The organism is Methylobacterium sp. WL9 (genome assembly GCF_008040035.1).
Taxonomy (GTDB): Bacteria; Pseudomonadota; Alphaproteobacteria; order Rhizobiales; family Beijerinckiaceae; genus Methylobacterium; species Methylobacterium thuringiense.
Map to the genome: position 1 here is coordinate 13169 of NZ_VRVE01000034.1, position 26523 is coordinate 39691.

Consider the following 26523-nt stretch of genomic DNA (forward strand, 5'->3'; position numbering starts at 1 on the left):
ATGCTCGGTGACGATTCAATGACGAAGGTGAGGAGTGAGTGGGAAACGGTGTTTTGGGGGGCGGAGCGGGCAAGCCGATTGTCGCCGGACGCCCGCTTCATATCCACCGCGCCCTTCCCCGGACGGGTGGAGCGCAAGCCGAACCCGATCCGGGGTCCGGCACAAAAACCCGCGAAGCGTCAAACGCTTACGCCGTTCGTGTCGTGCCGCTGCGCGTCCCTTCCTACGCTGGATCCCGGATCACATTCCGCGGCGCTGCAGGTGTCCGGGAAAGGGGGCGCAAGCTCGTTTGTTGCGTCCTTCAGGCCACGCCCGCGTCGAGCTTCCGGCACAACGCCGCGAACTCGTCCGCGTTGCTGTAGCGGATCCGGATCTCACCTTCGCCCGATGGCCGCGCCTTCACGGCGACGCCGAAGCCCAGCGCCTTGGCGAGCGTCTGCTCCAGGGTGCGGATGCCGGCATCCTTCTCGGCCGCGCGGCGCGGTTTTGCGGATTGCGGCGTCTCGTCGGCGTTGGCCTGAACCTCGGCTTCGGCGGCAGCGATCGCCTCGATGTCGCGGACGGACAGCCCTTCGGCGACGATGCGGCGGGCCACGGTTTCGGGATCGTGTACGGAGAGCAGCGCACGGGCATGGCCGGCGCTGATCTCGGTGTTGGTGACGCGATCCTGGATCCCTTGGGGCAACTGCAGCAAGCGGAGCGTGTTGGCGAGGTGGCTGCGGCTCTTGCCCAGGATCTCGGCGAGTTCGCGCTGGGTATATTTGAACTCGCTCATCAGGCGCTCGTAGCCCGAAGCCTCCTCGATGGCGTTCAGGTCGGCGCGCTGGATGTTTTCGAGGATCGCGTATTCGAGCGAGGCCTTGTCGTCGAGGTGAAGGACGACGATCGGCACCTCCGTGTGCCCGGCGATCTGCGCCGCGCGCCAGCGGCGTTCGCCGGCCACGATTTCATAGGTGCCCGGCACGCCCGGCAGCGGCCGCACCACCACCGGCTGGATGACGCCGCGCATCCGGATCGATTCGGAGAGCTCCTTGAGCTCCGTCTCCGAAAAGCTGCGGCGCGGGTTGCGCGGGTTCGGGCGCAGGAATTCCACCGCGACCTTGCGCTGCTCGCGGTCGTAGCTGCCGCGCGGCTCGGTGGGGAAATCGCCGATCAGGGCCGCGAGCCCACGCCCGAGCCTGGGCCGCGCCGCATCATCCGCCATCGCCATCAGGATACTCCATTACGCGTCGTGAGTGCTCTCAGACGAAGTGGACGCCGGTTCGTCGTCAGAGGGCGCGACAAAACAAAAATTCAGGCGGCGGCTGCGGGCGGCGGTATGCGGCCTTCGCGCTGGATCACCTCGGAGGCGAGGCGGAGATAGGCCTGCGAGCCGGCGCATTTCAGGTCGTAGAGCAGCACCGGCTTGCCATGCGAGGGCGCCTCGGAGACGCGCACGTTGCGCGGGATCGTGGTGCCGTAGACCTTGTCGCCGAGGAAGCCGCGCACGTCCGCCTCGACCTGGGTCGAGAGGTTGTTGCGCGGGTCGTACATGGTGAGCACCACGCCCTGGATCTCCAGGCGCGGGTTCAGCGCGGTCTTGACCTGGTCGACAGTGCGCAGGAGCTGGCTCAGCCCCTCCAACGCGAAAAACTCGCATTGCAGCGGCACCAGCACGGCGTCGGCGGCGGCCAGTGCGTTGATGGTCAGCAGGTTCAGCGAGGGCGGGCAGTCGATCAGGACGTAGGTGACGCCCTGCGTCGCCGGATGCGCCTTGATGTCCTGCAGCACGCCGCGCAAGCGATGCGCCCGGTCGGGCAGGCTCGCCAGTTCGAGTTCGAGGCCGAGTAGGTCCATGGTCGAGGGCGCCACCGAGAGGCGCGGCACGGCCGTCGGCACGATGGCCTGGGCCAGTGAGGCTTCGCCCGCCATGACGTGGTAGGTCGAGACGTCACGGTTGCGCCGGTCGATGCCGAGGCCCGTCGAGGCATTGCCCTGCGGATCGAGATCGATGACGAGCACGTTCTCGCCGATGGCGGCCAGCGCCGTGCCGAGATTGATGGCGGTCGTGGTCTTGCCGACGCCGCCCTTCTGGTTGGCGAGCGCCAGGATGCGCAGGGGCCGTCTCGGATCGGTCATGAATCCACGCGGGAGAGGGCCGTGACGCGCAGGATCCGGGCCTGCGAGTCGGTCCGGCTCGGGATCGAATCGTAGGTGAGAGTCCACTTACGCTGGGCCTCGGTCAATTCCGTGGATGCATCACGCCCCTTCGGAAACAGCCCTACTGCACCGGTTTTTAACAGAGGTTCGGTCCAATCGAGCAGCTGGGGCAAAGGTGCAAGTGCACGGGCGCAGACCACTTCGGTGCCGGCCTGCTCTGTGATGACCTCTTCGATGCGGGCGTTGAGCACAGTGACGGGCGCGCCGGTGAGTCGGGCGGTCTCCGTGAGGAAGGCGCATTTGCGCGCGTTGCTCTCCAAAAGTTTCACGTGAAACATTTCGCGATCACGCCCAGCGATTGCGAGAATCAAGCCGGGGATGCCCGCTCCCGAGCCGAGATCGAGCCAGCGCTTGGAGTCGGGCGCCAGTGCCAGGAGCTGAAGCGCGTCGGCGATGTGCCGCGTCCAGACCTCCGACAGCGTGGCCGGCCCGACGAGGTTTTTTACCGTCTGCCAGCGCTTGAGTTGCTCGACGTAGATGTCGAGGAGCCGCGATGTTTCACGTGAAACATCGTGGGCGGCGAGAACTTTTTCGCGGTCGTTGGATGCCATCGGCCCTCACACTCGCCCACCCTCAGCCTAAGCCTGAGGTGCCCGCGAAGCGGGCCTCGAAGGATCCTCCAGTAAGCTCAGCGCAAAATGGATGACCCTTCGAGGCCTTCGCCGCGCTTCGGCACCTCAGGGTGAGATCGCGGGTGGGATATACAAAGCTCTGTCGCGTTAGATCGCCGCCGCCCCGGCTCCCCTACCCCGCCGCGCATGCGCAGCCAGCAGGGTCAGCGCTGCCGGCGTCACACCCTCGATGCGCGCCGCCTGACCAAGCGTTGCGGGGCGTACGGCTTCCAACTTCACGCGCATCTCGTTCGAGAGCCCGGCGATGTTGTCATAGGTGAGATGAGCCGGCAGGCGCACGGCCTCGTCGCGGCGGAAGGCGGCGATGTCGGCGGTCTGGCGCCCCAGATAAACGGCGTAGGTGGCGTCGGTGGTCAGCCGCTCGGCGACGCGCGCCGGCACCGCCCCGAGTTCCGGCCAGACTGCCGCAAGGCGCTCCCAGCCGATCTCCGGATAGGACAGCAGCTGGAAGGCGCTGCGGCGCAGACCGTCGCGATTGAGAGCGATGCCGTGGGCGCCGGCCTCGTTCGGCGTCAGGCAGAGCGTATCGAGCCGGGCACGCGCGGCCAGGAGGGCTGCCTGCGACTCCGCAAAATGCGCGGCTCGGCGAGAGCCCACGCAGCCGAGGGTAAGGCCCCGGCCGGTCAGCCGCTCGTCGGCATTGTCGATGCGCAGGGACAGCCGGTACTCCGAGCGCGAGGTGAACATGCGGTAGGGCTCGCTCACCCCATGGGTGACGAGGTCGTCGATCATCACGCCGAGATAGGATTCGGCCCGGTCGAACACGGTGAGGTCGGAGCCGGCGGCGAGCCGGGCGGCATTGAGCCCGGCGACCAGCCCCTGCGCCGCCGCCTCCTCGTAGCCGGTGGTGCCGTTGATCTGGCCGGCGAGAAACAAACCCGGCAGCCGCCGGGATTGCAGCGTCGGGTCGAGCTCGCGCGGATCGACGTAATCGTATTCTATGGCGTAGCCGGGCCGTACGATGCGCGTGCGTTCGAGCCCGGGAATCGCGGCGATGATCTCGGCCTGGATCTCCTCCGGCAAAGCCGTCGAGATGCCGTTCGGGTAGACGGTCGGATCGTCGAGCCCCTCGGGTTCCAGAAAGATCTGGTGACCCTCGCGGTCACCGAACCGCACCACCTTGTCCTCGATCGAGGGGCAGTATCGCGGACCGCGGCTGGCGATGCCGCCGGAATACATCGGCGAGCGCTGCAGGTTGGTGCGGATGATGTCGTGGACGGCAAGCGTGGTGCGGGTCACGCCGCAGGCGATCTGCGGGTTCGTGATCTTGTCTGTGAGCGACGAGAACGGGACGGGGTCCGCGTCCGCATGCTGCATCTCGAGCGAAGCCCAGTCGATGGTGGTGCCGTCGAGGCGCGGCGGCGTGCCGGTCTTGAGGCGGCCGAGGCGGAAGCCGTGCCGGTCGAGCGTCTGCGCCAGCCCGATCGCCGGCCCCTCGCCGACGCGGCCGGCCGGAATCTGGCGCTCGCCGATATGGATCAGACCGCGCAGGAACGTTCCGGTGGTGAGGACCACGGCGCGGCCCGACAGCGCGCGCCCATCCGTCAGGACGATTCCGGCAACGACGCCTTGGTGCAGGATGAGATCGTCGGCCTCGCCCTCGACCACCGAGAGGTTCTCGGTTTCCGACACGGCGGCCTGCATTGCGGCGGCGTAGAGCTTGCGGTCGGCCTGTGTGCGGGGGCCGCGCACGGCCGGTCCCTTGCGACGATTGAGCAGCCGGAACTGGATGCCTGCGGCGTCCGCCACACGGCCCATCAGGCCGTCGAGGGCATCGACCTCGCGGACCAGATGCCCCTTGCCGAGGCCGCCAATCGCCGGGTTGCACGACATCGCGCCGATGGTTGCCGCCTTATGCGTCACCAGGGCCGTCCGCGCCCCGGTTCGCGCCGAGGCCGAGGCCGCCTCGACGCCGGCATGGCCGCCGCCGACGACGATGACGTCGAAGCTGTGGGAAGGGCTTGAGGACATGCCGGTGATTAGGCGCGCATGAGGCGAATCGTCAACGGAGTCGGGATGTTGAGCCCTGGTCGCGGGGCGCCGAATCAGCCGCTGTGGGGGCCGGCGCCATCATCCGACCAAAAGCGCAATCATCAGATGTGTCAGGATTAAGACCATTCGTAGTTCGTGGCACTCTCATTGCTTTAACGAATTTTGAACGGTTTCGATTGCGTCCCCGGCCCGATCCCACACGGCGGCGGCCTGTGCGGACGATGCGACCCGTTTCCCGGTCAATGACGACCGCGGTCTCAATGACGAGACGGAGATGAGACATGGGTGTTCTGGCGATCAGCGTCGGTGCGGCTCTGTGCGGTAGCGGGGCTGTCGCGCATTTTCGCGACAGGACACAGCGCAACGAGACGCTGCTGGCTCTCGGCGGGTTCTGCTTCCTGCTGGCTGGGCTATTCGTCAGCCGCTCCGGGCACTTCTAAGCCGACCTCCGGGCGTTCCGGATAAGCACGGCACCGCGGTAACGTCGCTTCGATGGCGTCCCTTCATCGCGTATGAAACGCATCGATCTGGGGCTCATTTGGACCGGCGAGGACTGGCTCCTGTCGTTTCACCGGCCATTTGAAATGCCGGCGGCTCGCTCCGTGCCGGCTATCCGCCCCGTCGTGCCGCCGCCCCCGCAATCCGCAGCAGTGCGGCCGAGGCGTGGGCGTGGCCGAGACCCGCCTCGGCCCGGCGGCAGGCCAGCACTGCCTCCTGCAGGGCCGCCACAGCCTGGCGCAGGCCGTTCGGCGACCAGCGGGCGAACTGGGTCTCGATGATTGCCTTGCGGCGGAAATGCAGGCCGCGCCAGTTTGCGACGAGGCTGCCCGGCGTTCCACCGGGATCGTCGAGGCGAGCATTGAGCAGGGCGAGCGCGTGCCGGAGCGCCGCACCGAGCATCACCGAGGCATCGAGACCCTCCTGGCGGAATCGCCGGGATTCGCGCTCGGCCTCCGCCATCCGTCCGGCGAAGGCGGCATCGATGAGGGTGTTGAGCACGCTGGCCCCGACGTCACTGACGATGGCCTCCACGTCCTCGATCTCGACGCGCTCGCGACCGGCCGCATAGAGCGCCAGCTTTTCGATTTCCGAGAGGCTGGCGCGGCGGTCGGCCCCGAGGCTGGTGGCCAGGAGTTCGCGGGCGTCGCGGTCGATGCCGAGGCCTCGCTCGCGCAGAGTCGCTTCGATCAGCTCGGCCAGCGCGCGCGGATCGTCGGCGTAGCAGGGGATGGCGAGGGCGCGGGACGACTTTTCGCAGAGCGTACGCAGCGGCGAGGATTTGGCCAGATCGCCGCCCTCGACCACGATCCGCGCGCCCTCCGGCTCGCTCTTGAGAACGGCGTCGACGGCGGGGGCGTAGTTGCGGCTGCCGGAGCGTACCCAGATCGTGCGGCTACCGCCGAACAGGCCGATGGTGCCGGCTTCGTCGACGAGGCGGCCAGGATCGGAGGCGAGGGTGTCGCCGTCGAGCTTCACCATCGCAAAGGGGTCGTCGGGATCGGCGCCCATGCCCTTGACCAGCCGCGTGGCGCGCTCGGCGACCAAGCCGGTATCGGGGCCGTAGACGAGGACGACGAGGATGCGCGGCTCGGGACCCCGACGCAGCAGGCCCTCGATGTCGCCGGGACGGACGGCGGTCATGCGGCGCCTCCGTCGTGGCGAGGCGCGGGCGAAGCCATGACGAAAGCGGGAGGAGACGACCGCATCTCGTTCATCGACTCACCATCGCTTCCGCGCCGCATGGGGCTCGATAGCAGGTGTTCGAAGCAATGGCATCGCAGCCGCCGGGCGTCCGACGGCTGCGATGCGCGAGACGATCACTCGGCCGAGGCGACTTCGACGAGATCGCCGCGGCGCTGGAAGGCGATGGTCGCCTCGCTGCCGTCGGCGCCGAGGGTGCCGGGCACGGAAAGGTGCACCGTCTGGTCGCCCTTGAGGGTCGTCGAGAGCCGGATGACGTGCGGCTGGTCGGCGAGGGAGTTCACGACCGCGACCGTGGCGACGACGTGAAAGCCGTCCTTCTCGGCGGTGTAATAGGCGGTGCCGCGGAAGGTGCCGAGGTGGATCGCCTTCGGCGTGGCCGGCTTCCAGTCGGCGGCCGTAGCGGCGGTGGCGACCAGGATGGCGGCGGAGGCGAGGGCGAGGGAAAGCGTGCGCATGTGACGTGACCTGTGCGGTTACTGCCCGCCGGGAGTGCCCGAACGGAAGCCGGTTGCACCGGGAGACCGGAATATGCGGCCCGGATGGTGCGCTGCGAAGACCGAAATTTTGCAGCGCACAAATACACGGAACGCATATCTCAGCGTCATACCACGTGCACAACCGCACCTGGTGCATGCCTCCCGCTCAGGCCGCTAGGCCGCAGCGAGCGGCTTCGACACATCCTCCAGCGACCGGCCCTCGGCCGCCGTCCCCCAGATCCAGCCGACGACGGAAGCGACCGCCATCAGCGCGGCACCGATGAGATAGCCGAACAGCACCCAATCGCGGGATCCGCTCTCCACCAGCGCGCCGAACAGCAGCGGGCCGGACACGCCGCCGATGCCGGTGCCGATGGCGTAGAAGGCCGCGATGGCGAGTGCCCGGATCTCCAGCGGGAAGGTCTCGGCCACGGTGAGGTAGGCCGAACTCGCCGCCGCCGACGCGAAGAAGAACACCACCATCCAGACCGCCGTCTGGCCGACGGGCCCGAACACCTCGATCTTGAACAGGTAGCCCGCGACGGCGAGCAGTACGGCCGAGATGCCGTAGGTGAAGGCGATCATCGGGCGCCGCCCCACGGTGTCGAACAGGCGCCCGAGCAGCAGCGGACCCATGAACGAGCCGAGCGCGAAGGGCAGCAGGTACCAGCCGACCTTGTCCCCCGGCACGCCGTAGAAGCGCTCCAGCACCAGGGCGTAGGTGAAGAACAGGGCGTTGTAGAAGAAGGCCTGCGCGATCATCAGGGCGAGGCCGACGAAGGTCTGCGTGCGGCTCGTCACCAGCATGGCGTTCGCGACTTCGGACAGCGGCGTGTGGCTGCGCGTCTTCACCTTCATGCGCTTCGCCGGATCGACCGGCGGAAGCGTGATGCCTTCATCCGTAAAACGCTTCTCGATGCCCGACACCACGCGGTCGGCCTCGGCCGTATAGCCATGGGTGGCGAGCCAGCGCGGGCTCTCGGGAATCCAGTTGCGCAGGAACAGGATCACGAGGCCGATGCCGCCGCCGACGAAGAAGGCGATGCGCCAGCCATAGACCGGATCGACCCATTCGGGCGTGAGCACGGCGATGGAAAGGAAGGCGCCGAGCGCCGCGCCGATCCAGAACGAGCCGTTGATGACGAGGTCGGTCCAGCCGCGCACGCGGGCCGGCACCAGCTCCTGGATCGTCGAGTTGATCGCGGTGTACTCGCCGCCGATGCCCGCCCCCGTGAGGAAGCGGAACACACAGAAGCTCCAGATGTCCCAGGACAGGCCGGAGGCCGCCGTCGCCACGAGGTAGAGCGCCAGCGTGATGAAAAAGAGCTTCTTCCGGCCGATGCGGTCGGTGAGCCAGCCGAAACCGAGGGCGCCGACGACCGCGCCGACGAGGTAGGAACTCGCCGCGAGTCCGACGTCGAACTCCGAAAAGGACATCGGCGCCTTGCGCAGCGCCCCGACGAGCGAGCCGGCCAGCGTCACCTCGAGCCCGTCGAGCACCCAGGTGATGCCGAGCGCGACGATGACGAGGACGTGGAAGCGGCCCCAGGGCAATCGGTCGAGGCGGGCGGCGATGTCGGTGTCGATCACGGTGCCCATCGGCACACGCTCCGGCGCGCTCGCCCCGGATTGGCCCTCGACCTTGCTCGCCATGACGCCTCGTTAACTTCGCTTCAAGACAACTGTGGGAACGCGCCACGAATCGTTTCGGACTCATCGGCTCGGAAAGACGCGTAACGGCTCAATGGCTCGTCTCACGGGCCAGCCACCATGTCAGCCACCCTTCGCATCACGACTCTGTTCCTGGCCGCCGGCTTCACCGGCGCCCTCGGGCTCACCGCCGCCCCTCCCAAGGCCGCCGACGGTACCCTCGGCCGCGATCGCGGGATCGTCGACCTCGCTGGCGCCGAACGCTGGGCGCTGCGCCCGACCCGGGTCACCGCCGCTGCGACCCCGACGCAGGGACCGGGCTCCAAGACGATCGCGCTGTCGGATCTCCCGACGGAAAGGCGCACGGTGCGAGTGATCTACCAGGGCTACATGACGGCCGAAGCGCTCAGCCCGGTTCGATAGATCACTGTCGGTGATCCATCATCCATCGAGCCTCGGATCGAGGGCGTCGGCGAGCCCATCGCCGAGCAGGTTCAGGCTCACGAGACTGACGACGAGGAAGCCGGCCGGCGCGGCCAGCATCCATGGTGCGGATTCGAGCGCCCGTGAGCCCTCCGCGATTAGCACGCCCCATGATGTCGCCGGCTCCTGCACGCCGAGGCCGAGGAACGACAGAAAGCTCTCCAAGAGGATCACCCGCGGCACCAGAAGCGTCGCGGCCACCACGATCGGCCCCAGCGTGTTCGGGACGATGTGACGGGAGAGGATGGCCGGGGTGGTCAGGCCCAGCGCCTGCGCCGCACGGACGAAATCGCGGCTCTTGAGGCTCAGGGTCTGGGTGCGGACGATGCGGGCCATGTCGAGCCACTCCACAGCGGCCACCGCCACCAGAACCAGCCAGAGCCCGGCGCGAAAGAACACCAGCAGCACGATCACGAAGAAGACGAAGGGCAGGGCGTAGAGGATGTCGACCACCCGCATCATCAGCGCATCGACCGCTCCGCCGAGCATCCCCGAGACCGCGCCGTAGGTGACGCCGACGAGCAGCGCGACGAGGGTCGCCGTCAACCCGATCAGCAGCGAGATCCGCCCCGCCACGAGGCAACGGGTGAGGAGGTCGCGCCCGAGCACGTCGGTGCCGAGCAGGAAGTGCAGTTGTTGGATCCGCACCTCGACGACGAGGCGGCGGCCGTCCTCCGCGCGCTCCAGGATGGTCGGCGGGCCGAAGAGATCCGAGCGGGGCAGGTAGCTCAGGCTGCGCTCGTCGATTCTCTTGTCGGATGTGAGGGTCAGGCGGACGGTGCCGTCCCGCTCCGAAAAATCCGCGACGGCGAGGCGCATGCGGAAGGCCAACCGATCGATCGCCGGCCGGACCGTCTCCGGGCGCGGATGGGCCGCGAGGCCGGGCGCCGTGCGGACGAGGTCCGGGTAGATCCGTTCTGGCGTATGGCCCGTCAGAAGCGGCCCGATCAGGCAGGCGAGGGCGACCGCGACGAGCATGACGAGCGCGGCGAAGGCTGGGCGATTGCGGACCAGGCGTCGGCGGGCGAGGGCGGCCAGCGATGTTGCGCGAGCGGGGGCGCTCATCGGGCCGGGATGTTCCACGTGAAACATCGGCGGCTGCGGCCACGAATTCCCCTACCCTCTCCCTCATCCTGAGGTGCCCGCCCAGCGGGCCTCGAAGGAGGGCTCCAGAGATCGCGAGGCTCGCTGCAGCACCTCAGGATGAGGGGATCTGTTTGAATGGCCGCCCCCGCGCGCATTACGCCCCTAACCTCAAGCGCGGGTCCACGACAGCCGCCAGCAGATCCGCGAGGAGATTGAACGCAACCACCATCACTGCGACCAGAACCACGGTCCCCATCACCAGCGTATAGTCCCGGTTGAGCGCACCATCGACGAAGTAGCGCCCGATCCCCGGCAGCCCGAAAATCGTCTCGACGATGACCGAGCCCGTGAGCAGGGCCGCTGCCACGGGGCCGAGGGTCGAGAGCACCGGCAGCAGCGCCCCGCGCAGGGCCTGCAGGGCGACGCGCCAGGGTGGAAGGCCCATGGCGCGTAGCGTCCGGATATGCGGCTGCGCCAGCACTTCGTTCAGGGCCGAGCGCGTGAGCCGGGCGATGGCGGCGATCTGCGGCAGGGCCAGGGTGATCACCGGCAGGACCAGATGCGTCGGGCTTCCGCCGTCCCAGTCGCCGACAGGCAGCCAGGCGAGGCCGAGCCCGAACACGATCTGCAGCAGCGGTGCCGTGACGAAGGTCGGCACCGCTAGGCCGAGGGACGCTCCGATGCCGACAAGGCGGTCCGTCATTTTTCCGCGCCGGAAGGCGGCGAGGGTGCCGAGGCCGAGGCCCAGCAGCAGGGCCAGCCCGAGTGCGAGCGAGCCAAGCGTCGCCGAGACCGGCAGGCCTCGGGCAAACAGGTCGTTCACGGTGAGGTCGCGGAACGAGAAGGACGGCCCGAGATCACCTTTGGCCAGCGAGAGTAGGTAACGGCCGTACTGCACGATCAGCGGCTGATCGAGCCCGTAGAGCCGCTTCAGGTTCTCCATCGCTGCCGGCGGCAGCGGCCGCTCCAGATCGAACGGACCGCCGGGCGCGAGCCGGATCAGGAAGAAGCTCAGCGTCACCACGACGAAGAGTGTCGGGATCGCCTGGAGCAGCCGGCGGAGCGCGTAGCCGATCACGGGCTGACACCCTGGCCGTCGTTGCGAGCCGAAGGCGAAGCAATCCAGGGCCGACGCGTCGACGTCGGGTATGCGGCCCTGGATTGCTTCGCTGCACTCGCAGTGACGATGGGCGGCATCGCACTCTCCCTACGACAACGCCAGGAAGCGCGTCGGCGCGACGTTGCGCAGGTTCGGGTGGATCCCGTGCAGGCGGGGCGAGACCAGCGCCTTCGAGCGAAAATGCAGCACGGGAATCCAGGGCAGTTCGTTCACCACGATGCTCTCGGCCTCGAACAGCAGGCCGGCACGCTTCGCCACGTCGCGCTCGGAGGCGGCCTGCTCCAGCAGCCCGTCGAAGGCCGGGCTCGACCACTTCCCCGTGTTGAATCCGTCGTTTCCTGTTTTCAGAAGAAACAGAAAATTCTGCGGGTCGGCATAGTCGGCGTACCAGGAGTAGCGCGCGAGATCGAAATCGCCGCCGTCGCGCAGATAGGCGAAGTGCGTTTTGGCATCCGTGTTGACGAGGCGCGTCGCGATGCCGAGACCGCGCCACATGTCGGCGAGCGCCACCGCTGTGTTCCGGTTGTTGTCGGTGGTGTTGAAGCGGTACTCGACGGTCAGAGGTGTCTTGCCCGGTCCGTAGCCGGCCTCGGACAGCAGCGCCCGCGCCTGCTCCTCGCGGTCGATCGGCAGGATCTCGCGGCCCGGAAGCTCCGGCGGATCGCGATAGTTGTCGAGGCCGGGCGGGCAGAGCGAATAGGCCGGCCCCATGGTCTCGCCCCAGACGGCCTGCGCCAGGAATTCGCGGTCGATCACCAGGGACAGGGCGCGACGTACCCTCACATCGTCGAACGGCTTTTTCCGCACGTTCACGGCAATGGCCATGAGGCCAAGCACCGGGCTGAGCTGGACCTGATCGCCGAAGCGGCGGCGCAGCGAGACCATCTGGTCGGCCGGCAGGTCCGACAACGAGTCGATTTCGCCGGCCGCGTAGCGCCTCACGGCGGCCGAGAGATCCGGCGTCGGGATGAAGGCCACGGTCTCGATCGGGATCGCGGCGGCATCGCGGAAATGCGGGTTCTTGGTCAGGGTGATGCGGTCGTTCGGCACCATGTCGACGAGGGCGTAGGGACCGTTCGAGACGAGCCGGCCCGGCCGGGTGAAGGCGTCACCGTATTGCGCGATCGAAGGCCGGTGCACCGGCAGAGAAGTCTGGTGGGTCAGGAGTTCGAGCAGGTAGGGCACCGGCTCGGCGAGCGCGATCACTACGGTTCGCGAATCGGGCGCGGTCACACCGAGCGTGTCCGGTGCCGCCTCCCCCCGGTTCAATGCGGCGGCGCCCCGGATCGGATAGAGCACCTCGGCGTATTTCGCCGCCGTCTTCGGATCGAGGATGCGGCGCAGGCCGAACACGAAATCCTCGGCCGTGACCGCATCGCCGTTCGACCAGCGCCCGTCGGCACGCAGCGTGAACGTGTAGGTCAGGCGGTCGCCGGAGACGGTCCAGCTCTCGGCCGCACCGGGGATGATCTTTCCGAAGTTGTCGTAGGTGAGCAAGCCCTCGTAGAGATCGCGCAGGATATGGGCCTCGGCCACCGTCGAGGTCTTGTGCGGATCGAGCGTCTCCGGATCGGCATCGTTGCCGCGCCTGTAGTTCTTGGTATCTGCCCGCGCAGGTTGGATGAGGGACAGGCCGAGCCCCAGCGCCGCACTGCCCTTGAGCCAGGAGCGCCGGGCGATCGTCATGAGCGGGTGGCTCGTGCCTCACCCGTCATTGCGAGCGCAGCGAAGCAATCCAGGGCCAACGCGCCGACTTTGCGGGTGCGGCCCTGGATTGCTTCGCCTCCGGCTCGCAATGACGGATGTGGCATACGTCAGGCCCCAGTCTCCGCGCGAAAGCCGGCAGCCTCGATGCCGGCGACGGCGCAGATCTCGTCATTGTCCGAGGTATCGCCGGAGATGCCGACCGCGCCGAGCAGGCGGCCGTCGGAACCACGGATCAGCACGCCGCCCGGCACCGGCACCAGCGCGTCCGGCCCGACGAGATGGCTCACGGCGGCGACGAATTCCGGCTGCTCCTGCGCTCGCTTGGCGATCGCCCGGGAGCCGAGGCCGAGCGCCAGCGCGCCGTTGGCCTTGCCGCGCGCGATCTCGGCCCGGCGCAGCGAAGTACCGTCCTCGGCCGCCAAGCTCTTGAGGGCGCCGCGCGCATCGTAGACCACGACGCAGAGCGGCTTCAGGTCGCGCTCGCGCGCCGTCTGCAGGGCGGTGGCGACGAGGGTCTGCGCCGCGGCGAGCGTCAGGTCGGACATCGGGCTTCCTCGATCGGTGCGGGGAGAGGGCTCCGTCGATAGCCTGGATGGGCAGGGTTGCAAACACGCGCCCTCCCCTGGCCAGGGCATGTGCGCAATCTACGTCTCGTCCCGATCCCGCTCCGAACACCAAGAGACGATCATGGCTACGACCGACCCGACCGGCGAGCGCCCCCCACGTCACCTGTCACATGACGAGTTCGGTGGACGGCCGCATCAAGACGCGGCGCTGGACGACGCTGGACGCCGACGACCACTACGAGACGATCCACAAGCGCCTCGATGGCGACGCCTGGATGTGCGGCCGCATCACCATGCAGGGCTATGCCGACAGCGCGAAGCCGCTGGCCAAGGAGCCGGACAGCTCCGAGCCGATCGACGGTGGCGACCACATCGCGAAGACCGGCGCCTCGGGCTATGCCATCGCGCTCGACGCACGCGGCCGTCTCGACTGGGGCGCCCGCAACGACATCGAAGGCGACCACGTCGTCGTGGTGCTCACGGCCACGGTGCCGGACGACCACCTGCGGCGGCTCCGGGCCGGGGGCCAATCCTACATCATAGCCGGCGAAACGACCGTCGATTTCCCGCTGGCGCTGCGGAAGCTGCGGCAGCATTTCGGCATCGCACGGCTGCTGGTGGAGGGCGGCGGCCGCATCAACGGTTCGATGCTGAAGGCGGGCGTCGTGGACGAGCTGAGCCTTCTCGTCGCGCCGGCCGTCGATGGGCTGATCGGCACGCCCGCCATCTTCGATGTCGAGGGCAGCGAGGACGAGACCTTGGCCTCGCGCCGGCGGCTGACGTTGACGGGCTGCGAGCAATTGGACGGCGGGACGGTCTGGCTGCGCTACGCGATAGGTGCCGTCGAGGCATAGGGAAGAGGCGAAACGGCTGGAAGCGTCGACCGGGACGGTCCGTCCGTCACTGCCCCGCCAGGCAGGTCTGCACCACCTCGCGAAACGCCTCCTCGCCGACGTCGCCGCGCTGGAGCCTCGCCGTCTTCGGCCCCGCCTGCAGCACAACCTCGCCCGCCCCCCAGATCGCCTTCCAGACCTCGCCGCCCTTCTCAAGCGCGACCGCGGTGACGTCCCAGTTGAAGGTGTAGTCGGAGAGCGCGACCTTGGAGACTTGCAGGCCGAAGCTCACGCCGCCGGCCGCGACGCTGCCCTTGCCGTTCGCCTTGGCGAAGACGGCGGCGGCCTGCTTGGCGTCGAGGTTATGGATCGTGGCGACGAAATCGCCCGGACCGGCGCAGCCGATCTCGGCGATCAGGCATTCGAGCGAATTGTCTTCATCGCAGAGCGAATCGTAGACGACGATCCTGGCCGCCGCGTCGTCCTTGACGATGCGCGTGCGCGGCGCGGCCTCGGCTCCGAGGGTGCCCAGACAAAGCAAGACGCAAGCGAAAGAAACGACGAGCCGCTGGATCACGCTGGCGATCTCCCGGCGGTCTTCTGCGAGACACCGCCGGGTCTTCGATACGCCGAAGATGGTTAAGGGGCCGCAACCTCGAGTTCACGCACCTCCGCGTCGTCCTCCACCCGGGCCAGGACCTCGCGCGCCGCATCCTCCTGCCGCTGGCGGTTCCACAGGGCGGCATAGACGCCGTTGCGGGCGAGTAGGGTGACGTGGTCGCCGCGCTCGACGATGCGGCCGTGGTCGAGCACCAGGATCGCGTCGGCGTTGACGACCGTCGAGAGCCGGTGGGCGATGACCAGGGTGGTGCGCCCCTCGGAGACCCGGTCGAGGGCCGTCTGGATGTCGCGCTCGGTGAAGCTGTCCAGCGCCGAGGTCGCCTCGTCGAGGACGAGGATCGGCGGCCCTTTCAGGATGGTGCGGGCGATGGCGACGCGCTGCTTCTCGCCGCCCGAGAGCTTCAGCCCGCGCTCGCCCACCGGCGTGTCGTAGCCCTCGGGCAGGCTCTCGATGAAGCGGTCGATCTGGGCCGAGCGGGCAGCCTCGCGGACTTCCGCCTCCGTGGCCTCCCAGCGCCCGTAGCGGATATTGTAGCCGATGGTGTCGTTGAACAGCACGGTGTCCTGCGGGACCATGCCGATGGCGGCGCGCAGGGAATCCTGCCGGATCGCGGAGATGTCCTGGCCGTCGATCAGGATGCGTCCGCCCTGCGGCTCGTAGAACCGGAAGAGCAGGCGCGACAGGGTCGACTTGCCGGCGCCCGAGGGGCCGACGATGGCAACCGTCTGTCCGGCCGGCACCTCGAAGGACACGCCCTTCAGGATCGGCCGGGTCGGGATATAGGCGAAGCGCACATCCTCGAAGCGCACGCTCCCGCGCGTGGCCCGGAGGGGGGCGGCACCCGGCTTGTCCGCGATCTCGGGGTTCTGGTCGAGGATCCGGAACATGTCGTCGATGTCGATCAGCGCCTGTTTGATCTCGCGGTAGATCATGCCCATGAAGTTGAGCGGCATCGCGAGCTGAACCAGCATCGTGTTGACGAGCACGAAGCCGCCGATGGTGGCGCGTCCGGCCATGATGTCGGTGGCGGCCAGCCACATCACGCAGGTCATGCCGAGGGTAAAGATCACCGCCTGGCCGGCATTGAGCACGGCGAGGGAGACATAGGTCTGCGTCGAGGCCTTTTCGTACTTCGCCATCGAGCCGTCGTAGCGTTCGGTCTCGCGGGCCTCGGCGCCGAAATACTTCACGGTCTCGTAGTTCAGGAGCGAGTCGACGGCCTTGGAATTGGCGTCGGTGTCCGACGCGTTCATCCGCTTGCGGATCGCGATCCGCCACTCCGTCGCCTTCCAGGTGTAGCCGAGATAGGCGGCGATGGTGACGGCGACGATCGCCGAATAGTGCCAGTTGAACTCCCAGGTGAGCAGGCCGAGCACCAGTGCCAGCTCGATGATCGTCGGCACCAGCGTCAGCACCATCAGTCGCGACAGTTCCTCGATGCCCGAGCGTCCGCGCTCCAGCACGCGGGTGAGGCCGCCGGTTTTCCGTTCGAGGTGGAAGCGGAGCGACAGCCGGTGCATGTGCGCGAAGGTGCGGAGCGCCAGCCGTCGCACGGCATGCATCGCCACCTTGGCGAAGACGCCGTCGCGGATCTGCGTCAGCGCCGCCATGGCGATGCGCGAGAACCCGTAGAGGGCGATCATCGCTGCCGGGATCGCCCAGATTCCGGTCGGAATTGCTTCGGCGTGCGCGCCCTCCTTGCCCGCGCCGATCACGGCCACGAGGGCGTCCGTCGCCCATTTGAAGGTGAACGGCATCACCATCGTCATGCTCTTCACGACGAGGATCAGGCCGAAGGCGAAGAAGATCCGGCGCTGCAGATCGGGCCGGCCAGCCGGCCAGAGATGGGGCCAGAGCTTCTTGTAAGTGGCCAGGAGGCCGGGACGCTGCGGCGCGCCCTCCGCCGCGGGGGCGGGCGAGGATGTCATGCGGAAAAACTTCTTGCGGGATGATCCCGCCATATAGGGGCAGGGATGCTGCAGCGCATCTCCTCGTCGCCGGGAAGGCGCGATCCGCACCTTAAGTCGATCGTCGGGCTCGCCGCGGCGCCGAGCAGCCGTCGGCGGCGCGAACCGCGGTTTCAGCGCAGACCGCCCGGTGCTTGCGCCGGAACGGTTCAGGTCGGCACGCCGTTTCCTGCGCAACTCATCTCCACCGGAGGAAACGATGCGCAAGTCCTTGATCGCCACCGCGGCCGCCCTGACCCTGTTCGGGGTCTCGGCCGCCCAGGCGCAGACCACCGTGATCGAGCGCAACGCGCCCGACACCGTCGTGGTCGACCGGCCCTCGACCGAGTCGAAGTCCGTCACCGTGAAGGATCACGGCGACGGCTGCGTCTCGAAAACGGTCCGCACCGAGAACGACGAAGGCGACACCAAGACCGTCAAGAAAGAGACCTGCGACTGATTTTTTGCGCGTTCGGGCCGCGATTCCCGGACCCACATGAAAAAACCCGCCCCGGATGCTCCGGGGCGGGTTTTTTCGTCGGGCCGGATCGGCGCGGGCTACTGGTGGGCCAGGATCGCGAGCAGCAGCAGGGCGATGATGTTGGTGATCTTGATCGCCGGGTTCACGGCGGGGCCGGCCGTGTCCTTGTAGGGGTCGCCGACGGTGTCGCCGGTGACGGCCGCCTTGTGGGCGTCGGAGCCCTTGCCGCCGTGATGGCCGTCCTCGATGTACTTCTTGGCGTTGTCCCAGGCACCGCCGCCCGAGGTCATCGAGATCGCGACGTAGAGTCCTGTCAGGATCACGCCGAGGAGCGAGGCTCCGACCGTGGCGAAGGCCTCGTTCTTGCCGGCGATGGCCTGGATCACGAAGAACAGCACGATCGGCGAGAGCACCGGCAGCAGCGAGGGGACGATCATCTCCTTGATCGCAGCGCGGGTCAGCATGTCGACGGCCCGGCCGTAATCGGGACGGTCGGTGCCCTTCATGATGCCGGGCTTTTCGCGGAACTGCCGGCGGACCTCTTCCACCACCGCGCCGGCGGCACGGCCGACGGCGGTCATCGCCATGCCCGCGAACAGGAACGGGATCAGGCCGCCGAGCAGCAGGCCGACGACGACGTAGGGGTTCGAGAGCGAGAAATCGACGGTGACGCCCCGGAAGAACCGGTACTGCGTGTCGCTGGCATTGGCGATGAAGTAGTTCAGGTCCGAGGTGTAGGCGGCGAACAGCACCAGCGCGCCGAGGCCGGCGGAGCCGATCGCGTAGCCCTTGGTGACGGCCTTGGTGGTGTTGCCGACCGCGTCGAGGGCGTCGGTAGCCTTGCGCACGTCCGCGGGGAGACCGGCCATCTCGGCGATGCCGCCGGCATTGTCGGTCACGGGGCCGAAGGCGTCGAGCGCGACGATGAAGCCGGCGAGCGCCAACATCGCGGTCACCGCAATGGCGATGCCGAACAGGCCGCCGAGCGCGTAGGTCGAGATGATGCCAGCCACGATCACCAGCGCGGGCAGCGCCGTGGATTCCAGCGAGATCGCCAGGCCCTGGATCACGTTGGTGCCGTGGCCGGTGACGGAGGATTGCGCGATCGACTTCACCGGGCGGAAGTTCGTGCCGGTGTAGTACTCGGTGATCACCACGATCAGCGCCGTGATGGCCAGCCCGATCACCGCGCAGCCGAACAGGCCGCCCGAGGTGAAGGTCACACCGGTGCTCGTCTTGAAGGTGGTGCCGAACCCGCCGAACAGGGCGAAGTTCACGATGGCGATGGCGCCGATGGAGAGCACGCCCGCGGTGATCAGGCCCTTGTAGAGCGCGCCCATGATCGACTGGTTGGCGCCGAGCTTCACCGCGTAGGTGCCGGCGATCGAGGTGAGGATGCAGGCCGATCCGATGGCGAGCGGGTAGAGCATCATCGCTTCGAGGATGGGCTGACCGGCGAAGAAGATCGCGGCGAGCACCATCGTGGCGACGACGGTTACGGCATAGGTCTCGAACAGGTCGGCGGCCATGCCGGCGCAATCGCCGACGTTGTCGCCGACGTTGTCGGCGATGGTGGCGGGGTTGCGCGGGTCGTCTTCGGGAATTCCGGCTTCGACCTTGCCGACGAGATCGCCGCCGACATCGGCGCCCTTGGTGAAGATGCCGCCGCCGAGGCGGGCGAAGATCGAGATCAGCGAGGCGCCGAAGCCGAGGGCCACCAGGGCGTCGATGACCTCGCGGCTGGCGGGCGCGAGGCCGGCGCCGCGGGTGAGGTAGGTGTAGTAGATCGCGACCCCGAGAAGCGCGAGGCCGGCGACCAGCATGCCGGTGACGGCGCCCGACTTGAAGGCCACGTCGAGGCCGCCGCCGAGCGACGTCGTCGCGGCCTGGGCGGTGCGGACGTTGGCGCGCACCGAGACGTTCATGCCGATGAAGCCGGCCGCGCCCGAGAGCACCGCGCCGATCAGGAAGCCGATGGCGACCTTGATGCCGAGGAAATAGGCGAGCGCCACGAAGAGGACGATGCCGACGATGCCGATCGTCGCGTATTGGCGCTTGAGATAGGCCTGGGCGCCTTCGGCGATCGCACCGGCGATTTCCTGCATGCGGGCGGTGCCGGCGTCGCGTTTCATCACGTCTCGGATCGTGACGATCCCGTAGGCGACGGCGCAGAGCCCGCCTAGGATGATCAGCAGCAATGCGGTCATGCGTTCGTCCTTGAGCTTATCGTTCGTGTTTGCCGAGCTTAGCCTTTGCGGCCATGGGACGGCTGCTCGGATCAGGACGCTCCTCCCTCGAAGAGCGGGCATTGATTGCCAAACTTCAGCGTCGAGCGCAAACGATGGTTACGCTTCCGCAGAACTTATTTTTGCGCTGCGCAAATTGAGAATAATTTCGATTTGTCTCGGAGTTTGTTGTGCGCCGCAGCGCAGACTTTATTGCGGCGGCGAAACATTGGAATCGATCGAGATTTTGTGCGGCTCGGTCGCCGTCATGACGTCATGTTGCTGTGATGTTTCGGCGGCTCAGCGCCACAACGAAGAGATGATCCGCCGATACGACGTGCGGCCGAGCCGTTCGCAAGGCTCGGCAGCATCACGCTCGGGATCTGCAGGCGCAACGAATGCGCAGGATAATTCCAGGAACCGCAGCTTTCACCGCGGAGTCGGATCGCGAAAATTCACGGCAGTCCGGTCAGCGCGCGCAACCGTTTCGGCGCTCGTCGGCGACGATCTCGGCGATCTTCTTGCGGGCGGCGGCCGAGAGGGGCACGTCGGCGATGTCGTCGTAGCGGCAATCGGCATTGCCGTATTCGCGGATCGCCTGAGCCGTCTTGAAGCAGTAGCCGGCGTCCTTGTAGGTCGAGTTCCGCTCGGCCCGGAGCTCGTCGCAGGGGAACCCTGCAAGCGCTGGCGACAGGGTGATGCAGGAGGCGAGACAGGCGAAGGCGAGGCGCAGCACGGGCGGGCTCCGGGGGATGGGGACCGCGTGATCGCAGCCCGGCCGAAGTCATGCAGCGCCGCTGGTTGCCTGAATAGAGCGCTGCCGTCAGCGCTCTATAAAATTCAGGGAAGTTCGCAATCTGCGCGAGCCGAGATTGCTCTGCCCGGCACAGATAAGGTCGCTACGATGAGATCGACTCCGAGGACTGAGTCGATCCATTCGACTGCTCACCGCAGTGGAGCGCGCAGGCCGGGTGCCAGGATCTGCTCGTTGACGTGCCGGCGCTGGCCGAGGCGGCCCTCGGTACTGGCGTCGCTGTAGTAGTCGGCGCCCGAGAGGCCGAAGCCGCCGCCGTTCATCACATGCGGCACGGGCACGGCGTTGACGATGCGCTCACCGGGACCGGGCACGACAGCACTGAGGGGCCGGCCGACGAAGCGGCCGCGATCGGGGTCGACCTGCAGGACGGTCGGGCCGACGGCGGAGGCACGGTTCGCGCGGTCGAGCAGGCTCTCGGCGCGGGCGAAGCCGGTGAGCGACAGGCCGATCAGGGCCGCGGCGGCGAGAAGGCTGGGATGCGACACGGGCTCAGGTCTCCGGCAGGCTGCGGTCGATCGGGTCCGCGCTGACCGATCCTGACGCCGAAACGCTCAGACCGGGTAAACGCGCCGCCCGCATCATAGGCTCTCGATCACGCTGCGTTTTGATCGAACCGATCAAAACGCAGCGTGATCGATTCAAGAGTTTAGAGCAGGCTTCGCGCGAAAAAGCGTTGCCACTTTTTCGCAGCCTGCTCTAGCCCCGCGAGCGCAGGACCGTCGGCGCCTCGCGGTAGCGCGGCGTGCAGTTCGAGATCGCGGCGTTGAGGGGAAGCCGCGTGGTGCCGCAATCATAGGCCTCGGCGGGCGAGGGCGGCGGCTCCGGATCGCGGGCGACGATCGGATGCGGCGCACAGGCCGACACGGCAGCGCCCGCGAGCGCGAGAGCGACGGTCTGCATCAGGCGACGCATGGGGACCTCGAAGACACGGAATCGGGACGGCCAGCCAAAGCCGAGCTGTCGAAACAGGCCGGAACCCTGCGAGCCCCGGCACCGGCTGGCAAGCTTTGCCGGAGACGCAGCCGCGGATTGCCGGCCGATGTCGCCCGGCGGCCACATGGAGGCCGGCTTGATCAGACCCCGTAACCGGCAAGGAACACCCGCACCGCCTCGGCGATCCGATGCTGCTTGTCCGCCTCCGTCGGCGGCTCTCCGGCCGCGAACAGCAGACGGGTGAGCAGCCCCGCCTGGCACAGATGCAGAAAATGCTTGGCGGCGAGCCCGGTGTCCGACTTGCGCAAGCGGCCGGCCGCGACCTGCGTGTCGAGATAGGCGGTGAGCCGCTCGATGCCGCAGGCCGGCCCGGCCTCGAAGAAGGCCTGGCCCAGCCTCGGAAACTTTTCGGTGGCGCCGATCACCATGCGGATCACCGAGACGTGCTCTGGCTTCGAGATCTCGGTGAGATAGGTCTGGCCGAGCCGGGTGAGCGCGCCGCGGACGTCCGGGTCCTGCGGATCGAGCTGGAACAGCGCCTCGGCGAGTCCGCGCTTCTCCTGCGTCGTCAGCGCCTCGAACAGGGCTTCCTTGCTGTCGAAATAGACGTAGAGCGTGCCCTTGGAGACGCCCGCCGCCTTGGCGACCTCGCCCATGCTGGCGCCGTCGAAGCCGGCGGCCATGAACACCGAGCGTGCGCCCTCCAGGATCTGGCGGCGCTTGTCGGTCTCTGCGGTTGAGGATGCGGAAACCGGTCGCTGCGTAGGATGCGCGAGGCTCGTTGCAGGGGCCGCCATGTCTCGATGCTCGTTATTGACCGAACGGTTCGGTCAACGTATTTATGAGCGTGAAGCCGCCGGGCGTCAATGCGTCCTGCTTACCGACCGAACGGTTCGGTCAAGACAATTCGGAGCCCGCGATGTCCCTTCGCGAAGACGGCGCACACCGGGAGGATGCCATCGTCGAGCCGAGCGATGAGAGCGTTTCGCGGGGTCGGCCCGATGTAAGCCGCGCGCCTGCCGTGCCGACGGCCGCGCTGCCCGCCTCGGCGCCTGCCGAGCCTCCGGCAAAGAAGCGCCGGCCCCTCAAGACGCTGCTGTTGCTGACCGTGCTCACGGCCGCGCTCGGCGGGGGCGGCTACGAGGGTTGGCAGTACTGGACGCTGGGGCGCTTCTTCGTCTCGACGGACGACGCCTACGTGCAGGCCGACATCTCCGTGCTCGCGGCCAAGGTCTCGGGCTATCTTGATGCGGTTCCGATCGTGAACGGCCAGTCGGTGAAGAAGGGCGACGTGATCGCCCGGCTCGACGACGGCGACTACCGGCTGGCCTTGCGCGCGGCGCAGGACAAGCTCGCCACGCAGGAGAGCACGATCGCGCGCATCGGCCGCCAGGCCGAGGCGGCCCAGGCCCAGGTCGCCCAGAGCGCGGCACAGGTCGACGGCATGAAGGCCGACGCCGTCCGCGCCGCGGCCGATTACGTCCGCGCCACGCAGATGCAGGCCGACTACGTTGCGAAATCCAAGCTCGACCAGACCAAGGCCGACCGCGACCGCACCGACGCCTCGGTGAAGGGCGCGCAAGCCGCGGTGCTCGCGGCCAAAGCCAATGTCGACGTGCTCGTCGCCCAGAAGCAGGAGGCCGAAAGCCTCGCGGGCGAATTGCGCACCGCCGTCGACCGGGCCCGGCGCGACCTCGACTTCACCGTGATCCGCGCGCCCTTCGACGGCGTCGTCGGCAACAAGGCGGTGGAGGCCGGGGCCTATGTCCAGCCGGGCTCCCGCGTCGCTGCGCTGGTGCCGCTCCAGAGCGTGCGCATCGACGCGAACTTCAAGGAGACGCAGGTCTCGCAGATGAAGCCGGGCCAGCCGGTGACGATCCTCGTCGACGCCTATCCCGACAGGAAGATCACCGGCGAGGTCGAGTCGTTCTCGCCGGCCTCCGGCACGGTGTTCAGCCTGCTGCCCACCGACAACGCCACCGGCAACTTCACCAAGATCGTCCAGCGCCTGCCCGTGCGCGTCCACGTACCGGCCGACGTCGCGAGCGAAGGCCTGTTGCGGCCGGGCATGTCGGTGACGGTCAGGGTCGACACCCGCGGGCCGGACGACCGGTCGCCGGTGCGGACTGCGACTGCCGATCACGAGTAGGACGGCGTCCGATTGGTCGCACCGGTGCATCGTGCACCTCTCCTCCCCCTTGTGGGGAGGAGTTGGAGGTGGGGGTGGTGCAGAAGGCACCGCTGCGTTCGATCCTGAACTACCCCACCCCTAGCCCCTCCCCGCAAGGGGGAAGGGAAGCGACACATCACGCGATCCGACAAATCGGAACCGGCATAACCCACATGGTTGCCACGGCTGCCGTCGCCCCCTCGGCCATCCCGGCCGAACCGCCCCTCGACCGCCGCCGCATGGTGGCGTTCCTGTGCATGGTCTTCGGGATGTTCATGGCGATCCTGGACATCCAGATCGTCTCGGCCTCGCTCAACGAGATCCAGGCGGGGCTCTCGGCCTCGGGCGACGAGATCCCCTGGGTCCAGACCAGCTACCTGATCGCCGAGGTCATCGCGATCCCACTCTCGGGCACGCTCTCGCGGGTGCTCTCGACGCGCTGGATGTTCGTGATCTCGGCGGCCGGCTTCACGCTGATGAGCGCGATGTGCGCCACCAGCTCGTCCATCGACGAGATGATCGTCTGGCGCGCCCTCCAGGGGTTTCTGGGCGGCGGCATGATCCCGACGGTCTTCGCCTCGGCCTTCACGATCTTCCCGCCCTCGAAGCGCTCGATCGTCTCGCCGATGATCGGCCTCGTGGCGACGCTCGCCCCCACCATCGGCCCGACGGTGGGCGGCTACCTGACAGACCTGCTCTCCTGGCACTGGCTGTTCCTGATCAACATCGTGCCGGGCATCTTCGTCACGGTCTCGACCTGGGCGCTGGTCGATTTCGACAAGCCGAACACGAGTCTCATCAAGAATTTCGACTGGACCGGCCTCGTCGTGATGGGCGGTTTCCTCGGCTGCCTCGAATACGTGCTCGAAGAAGGCCCGAACCACGACTGGCTGCAGGACGAGGCGGTGCTCGTCTGCGCCGTCGTCGGCATGCTCTGCTGCGTGGCGTTCTTCTGGCGCGCCTTCACCGCCCGCCAGCCGATCGTGGAGCTGCGCGCCTTCACCGATCGCAACTTCGCCGCCGGCTGCGCGGCGAGCTTCATCATGGGCATCGGCCTCTACGGGCTGACCTACCTCTATCCGGTCTATCTCGCCCGCGTGCGCGGCTACTCGGCGCTGCAAATCGGCGAGACGATGTTCGTCTCGGGGCTGTGCATGTTCGCCACCGCCCCCATCGCCGGCCGCTTCTCCGGAAAGGTCGACCCGCGCATCCTGATGGCGCTCGGCTTTTCGGGCTTCGCCGCCGGGACCTGGATCGTCACCGGGCTGACCAAGGACTGGGATTTCTGGGAACTGCTCTGGCCCCAGGTGCTGCGCGGCTGCTCGCTGATGCTGTGCATGATCCCGATCAACAACATCGCGCTGGGCACCCTGCCGCCCGAGCGCATGAAGAACGCCTCGGGCCTCTACAACCTCACCCGGAACCTCGGCGGCGCGGTCGGCCTCGCGCTGATCAACACGCTGCTGAACGACCGCTGGGACCTCCACCTCGCGCGCCTCCACGAGCGCGTGACCTGGGCGAACGACACCGCGCTCCAGCGGCTCGACGGCCTCCGCCAGGGCTTTTCCGGGTTCGGCAGCGCGGCCGACGCGATGGCGCTGAAATCCCTGACCAATCAGGTCCGCATCCAGGGCATGGTCATGGCCTTCGAGGACGTGTTTCTCGTCCTCACCGCGCTCTTCCTCGTCATGGCCTGCGCCACGCCGCTGATCCGCCGGCCGAAGGCCGCCGTGCAGGCTTCTCACTAAGGGAAAGGCAGCGCAGGCTCGGCGCGAAACGGCCTGTGCGGCGGGTAGGTGTGGTTCGGCGGACGATGCCGGAGCTGCACGCTCACGGAACAGGGCCGGGGCGGCGTCGGCCGCCCCATCCGTCGCTAGGCCCGCGCTGCTTCGAGCGCGTGGGTGTTGCCGTTGAGGCCGGCACAGAGATCGTCGATCTCGGCCACGTCGAGGGCGCTGCCGGCCGTCTCGGCGATGGTGTCGATCAGATGATCCTGCTCGGGGTCGAACGGATGTCCCTGCATCCGGTAGAACTGATAGTAGCGCAACGCCGCCAGAAGGGTGTCGCGTTCACGGGCCGTCACGGTGATGTTCTGCTTGGTCAATGGGCATCCCCCCTGGCTTGCAACGAACGTCGTTCGGGGCGCCGGGCGACTCGCCGAGGCGGTCCTTTTTACCGCCCGGAGCGCAGCGTCGTCCACAGCTTGGCCGTAAGAAGGCGAAGCCGGCTCTGCATCCTCGAGGGGCGGCACGGCCGCCGACGACAGGCGAAGGCCTTGCCGCTCAACGCGTTGGGGGGCGGCGTGCAGCGGTGAAAATTCGAGCAGCCGGGTCTCAGGCCGCCTCGGAACCGATGGTCGCCAACGCGGCGGCCACCTCGTCCGGATCGAGCCGGCGCAGCACCGGCCCGGAGGTCCAGACCAGCATCGGCACGATGGTACGGTCCGGGTAGATCGTCTGCAGGAGCGTTGCATAGAGCGCGATCTGCGCCGCCTCAGCCGCCGGCAGCGGCGCATCCTCGGCCGGCGGGCGGCCGGTCTTGAAGTCGCAGACCAGCACCCGGTCGCCGTCGAGGGCGAGGCGGTCGACCCGGCCGAACACGCGCCGCACCTCGCCGCCGAGCACGATGCTGCCCGAGAGCGCCACCTCGGCCCGGGCCTCCCGGGTGAAGAGCGGCGCGAGGTCCGGCTCCGCGAACAGGCGCAGGCAGGCCGCCACCAGCGCGTCCCGTTTGGGCTTCGGCATGGACGGCGCGCGCGCCGCCACGAAGTGGGCGGCGGCGTCCGTCCGCCTGTCCGGCGCCAGCCGCGGCAGGTGCTCCACCAGGGAGTGGATCAGCTTGCCGCGTTGCCGCGCCTCGGCGGCGGCCTGCCGCCTGCCGG

Annotated in this window: 25 protein-coding genes and 1 pseudogene; 6 read left to right on the forward strand and 20 right to left on the reverse strand. The window is 68.0% G+C overall.

The features are described 5' to 3' along the window. Positions 1-301 precede the first annotated feature (301 nt). The 4 genes from FV217_RS11960 to mnmG all read right to left on the reverse strand — a co-directional run bounded on the left by FV217_RS11960 (position 302) and on the right by mnmG (position 4802). Positions 302-1204, reverse strand: coding sequence for a ParB/RepB/Spo0J family partition protein (locus FV217_RS11960; RefSeq protein WP_147817430.1), 903 nt, complete (start codon positions 1202-1204; stop codon positions 302-304). Positions 1205-1293: 89 nt separating this feature from the next. Then, the gene (locus tag FV217_RS11965) at positions 1294-2118 is read right to left on the reverse strand and encodes a ParA family protein (protein WP_147817405.1); all 825 of its coding nucleotides are present in this window, start codon (positions 2116-2118) and stop codon (positions 1294-1296) included. Then, complete coding sequence (gene rsmG / locus FV217_RS11970) at positions 2115-2750, reverse strand: 16S rRNA (guanine(527)-N(7))-methyltransferase RsmG (protein ID WP_147817406.1); 636 nt, start codon at positions 2748-2750, stop codon at positions 2115-2117. The genes FV217_RS11965 and rsmG overlap by 4 nt, the downstream gene beginning before the upstream one ends. Positions 2751-2918: 168 nt before the next feature. Continuing rightward, positions 2919-4802: a tRNA uridine-5-carboxymethylaminomethyl(34) synthesis enzyme MnmG gene (gene mnmG, locus FV217_RS11975; protein ID WP_147817407.1), complete on the reverse strand. Its 1884-nt coding sequence runs from the start codon at positions 4800-4802 to the stop codon at positions 2919-2921. 302 nt (positions 4803-5104) lie between these two features. Here mnmG and FV217_RS22880 point away from each other — a divergent pair, with 302 nt between their 5' ends. After that, complete coding sequence (locus tag FV217_RS22880; RefSeq protein ID WP_187272536.1) at positions 5105-5263, forward strand: hypothetical protein; 159 nt, start codon at positions 5105-5107, stop codon at positions 5261-5263. Positions 5264-5432: 169 nt separating this feature from the next. Here FV217_RS22880 and holA read toward each other — a convergent pair whose 3' ends face one another. The 3 genes from holA to FV217_RS11990 form a co-directional block, all read right to left on the reverse strand. After that, a complete protein-coding gene (holA, locus tag FV217_RS11980) occupies positions 5433-6464 on the reverse strand; it encodes a DNA polymerase III subunit delta (protein WP_147817408.1) in 1032 nt (343 codons plus the stop codon). Between the two features lie 176 nt (positions 6465-6640). Further along, positions 6641-6982, reverse strand: coding sequence for a hypothetical protein (locus FV217_RS11985; protein WP_147817409.1), 342 nt, complete (start codon positions 6980-6982; stop codon positions 6641-6643). Positions 6983-7177: 195 nt separating this feature from the next. Beyond that, positions 7178-8656, reverse strand: a complete 1479-nt coding sequence (locus FV217_RS11990; RefSeq protein WP_147817410.1) for an MFS transporter — start codon at positions 8654-8656, stop codon at positions 7178-7180. A gap of 117 nt (positions 8657-8773) precedes the next feature. On the opposite strand from FV217_RS11990, the gene FV217_RS23420 reads away from it, so the two are divergent. Beyond that, positions 8774-9076 (forward strand): hypothetical protein, encoded by a 303-nt coding sequence (locus tag FV217_RS23420; protein ID WP_238232328.1) that lies wholly within the window; start codon positions 8774-8776, stop codon positions 9074-9076. An 18-nt stretch (positions 9077-9094) separates the two neighbouring features. Here the strand turns inward: FV217_RS23420 and FV217_RS12000 are convergent, their stop codons facing one another. The 4 genes from FV217_RS12000 to FV217_RS12015 form a co-directional block, all read right to left on the reverse strand. Then, complete coding sequence (locus tag FV217_RS12000; RefSeq protein ID WP_147817411.1) at positions 9095-10201, reverse strand: ABC transporter permease subunit; 1107 nt, start codon at positions 10199-10201, stop codon at positions 9095-9097. Positions 10202-10376: 175 nt separating this feature from the next. Beyond that, positions 10377-11300 (reverse strand): ABC transporter permease subunit, encoded by a 924-nt coding sequence (locus tag FV217_RS12005; protein WP_147817412.1) that lies wholly within the window; start codon positions 11298-11300, stop codon positions 10377-10379. Positions 11301-11429: 129 nt separating this feature from the next. After that, positions 11430-13028: a peptide ABC transporter substrate-binding protein gene (locus FV217_RS12010; protein WP_147817413.1), complete on the reverse strand. Its 1599-nt coding sequence runs from the start codon at positions 13026-13028 to the stop codon at positions 11430-11432. 128 nt (positions 13029-13156) lie between these two features. Beyond that, positions 13157-13594 carry a heme-binding protein gene (locus FV217_RS12015; RefSeq protein ID WP_147817414.1) on the reverse strand — a complete coding sequence of 146 codons (438 nt, stop codon included), beginning with the start codon at positions 13592-13594 and terminating at the stop codon, positions 13157-13159. A gap of 173 nt (positions 13595-13767) precedes the next feature. Here FV217_RS12015 and FV217_RS12020 point away from each other — a divergent pair. After that, positions 13768-14469, forward strand: a pseudogene (locus FV217_RS12020) (RibD family protein); the annotation flags it as partial. A gap of 46 nt (positions 14470-14515) precedes the next feature. On the opposite strand, the gene FV217_RS12025 reads toward FV217_RS12020, so the two are convergent. Together FV217_RS12025 and FV217_RS12030 are read right to left on the reverse strand one after the other, a co-directional pair. Further along, the gene (locus tag FV217_RS12025) at positions 14516-14989 is read right to left on the reverse strand and encodes a hypothetical protein (RefSeq protein WP_147817416.1); all 474 of its coding nucleotides are present in this window, start codon (positions 14987-14989) and stop codon (positions 14516-14518) included. A 98-nt stretch (positions 14990-15087) separates the two neighbouring features. Then, the gene (locus FV217_RS12030) at positions 15088-16998 is read right to left on the reverse strand and encodes an ABC transporter ATP-binding protein/permease (RefSeq protein ID WP_147817417.1); all 1911 of its coding nucleotides are present in this window, start codon (positions 16996-16998) and stop codon (positions 15088-15090) included. Positions 16999-17236: 238 nt separating this feature from the next. Here FV217_RS12030 and FV217_RS12035 point away from each other — a divergent pair, with 238 nt between their 5' ends. Next, positions 17237-17476, forward strand: coding sequence for a hypothetical protein (locus FV217_RS12035; protein ID WP_147817418.1), 240 nt, complete (start codon positions 17237-17239; stop codon positions 17474-17476). A gap of 98 nt (positions 17477-17574) precedes the next feature. Here FV217_RS12035 and FV217_RS12040 read toward each other — a convergent pair whose 3' ends face one another. The 5 genes from FV217_RS12040 to FV217_RS12060 all read right to left on the reverse strand — a co-directional run bounded on the left by FV217_RS12040 (position 17575) and on the right by FV217_RS12060 (position 22269). Then, positions 17575-19704, reverse strand: a complete 2130-nt coding sequence (locus tag FV217_RS12040; protein WP_147817419.1) for a sodium-translocating pyrophosphatase — start codon at positions 19702-19704, stop codon at positions 17575-17577. Positions 19705-20191: 487 nt separating this feature from the next. Beyond that, positions 20192-20455 carry a YARHG domain-containing protein gene (locus tag FV217_RS12045; protein ID WP_147817432.1) on the reverse strand — a complete coding sequence of 88 codons (264 nt, stop codon included), beginning with the start codon at positions 20453-20455 and terminating at the stop codon, positions 20192-20194. Between the two features lie 212 nt (positions 20456-20667). Next, positions 20668-21024: a hypothetical protein gene (locus tag FV217_RS12050; protein WP_147817420.1), complete on the reverse strand. Its 357-nt coding sequence runs from the start codon at positions 21022-21024 to the stop codon at positions 20668-20670. Positions 21025-21235: 211 nt separating this feature from the next. Continuing rightward, positions 21236-21451 (reverse strand): hypothetical protein, encoded by a 216-nt coding sequence (locus tag FV217_RS12055; RefSeq protein ID WP_147817421.1) that lies wholly within the window; start codon positions 21449-21451, stop codon positions 21236-21238. Positions 21452-21612: 161 nt separating this feature from the next. After that, positions 21613-22269: a TetR/AcrR family transcriptional regulator gene (locus tag FV217_RS12060; RefSeq protein ID WP_147817422.1), complete on the reverse strand. Its 657-nt coding sequence runs from the start codon at positions 22267-22269 to the stop codon at positions 21613-21615. A 122-nt stretch (positions 22270-22391) separates the two neighbouring features. Between FV217_RS12060 and FV217_RS12065 the strand changes: the two genes are divergently transcribed. Together FV217_RS12065 and FV217_RS12070 are read left to right on the forward strand one after the other, a co-directional pair. Next, positions 22392-23621 carry an HlyD family secretion protein gene (locus FV217_RS12065; RefSeq protein WP_147817423.1) on the forward strand — a complete coding sequence of 410 codons (1230 nt, stop codon included), beginning with the start codon at positions 22392-22394 and terminating at the stop codon, positions 23619-23621. Positions 23622-23815: 194 nt separating this feature from the next. Then, on the forward strand, positions 23816-25390 hold the full coding sequence (locus FV217_RS12070) for a DHA2 family efflux MFS transporter permease subunit (RefSeq protein ID WP_147817424.1): 1575 nt from the start codon (positions 23816-23818) through the stop codon (positions 25388-25390). 125 nt (positions 25391-25515) lie between these two features. Here the strand turns inward: FV217_RS12070 and FV217_RS12075 are convergent, their stop codons facing one another. Together FV217_RS12075 and FV217_RS12080 are read right to left on the reverse strand one after the other, a co-directional pair. Continuing rightward, complete coding sequence (locus FV217_RS12075; protein WP_147817425.1) at positions 25516-25746, reverse strand: hypothetical protein; 231 nt, start codon at positions 25744-25746, stop codon at positions 25516-25518. 229 nt (positions 25747-25975) lie between these two features. Next, on the reverse strand, positions 25976-26523 hold a 548-nt coding region (locus tag FV217_RS12080), incomplete at its 5' end, for a PD-(D/E)XK nuclease family protein (protein ID WP_187272537.1).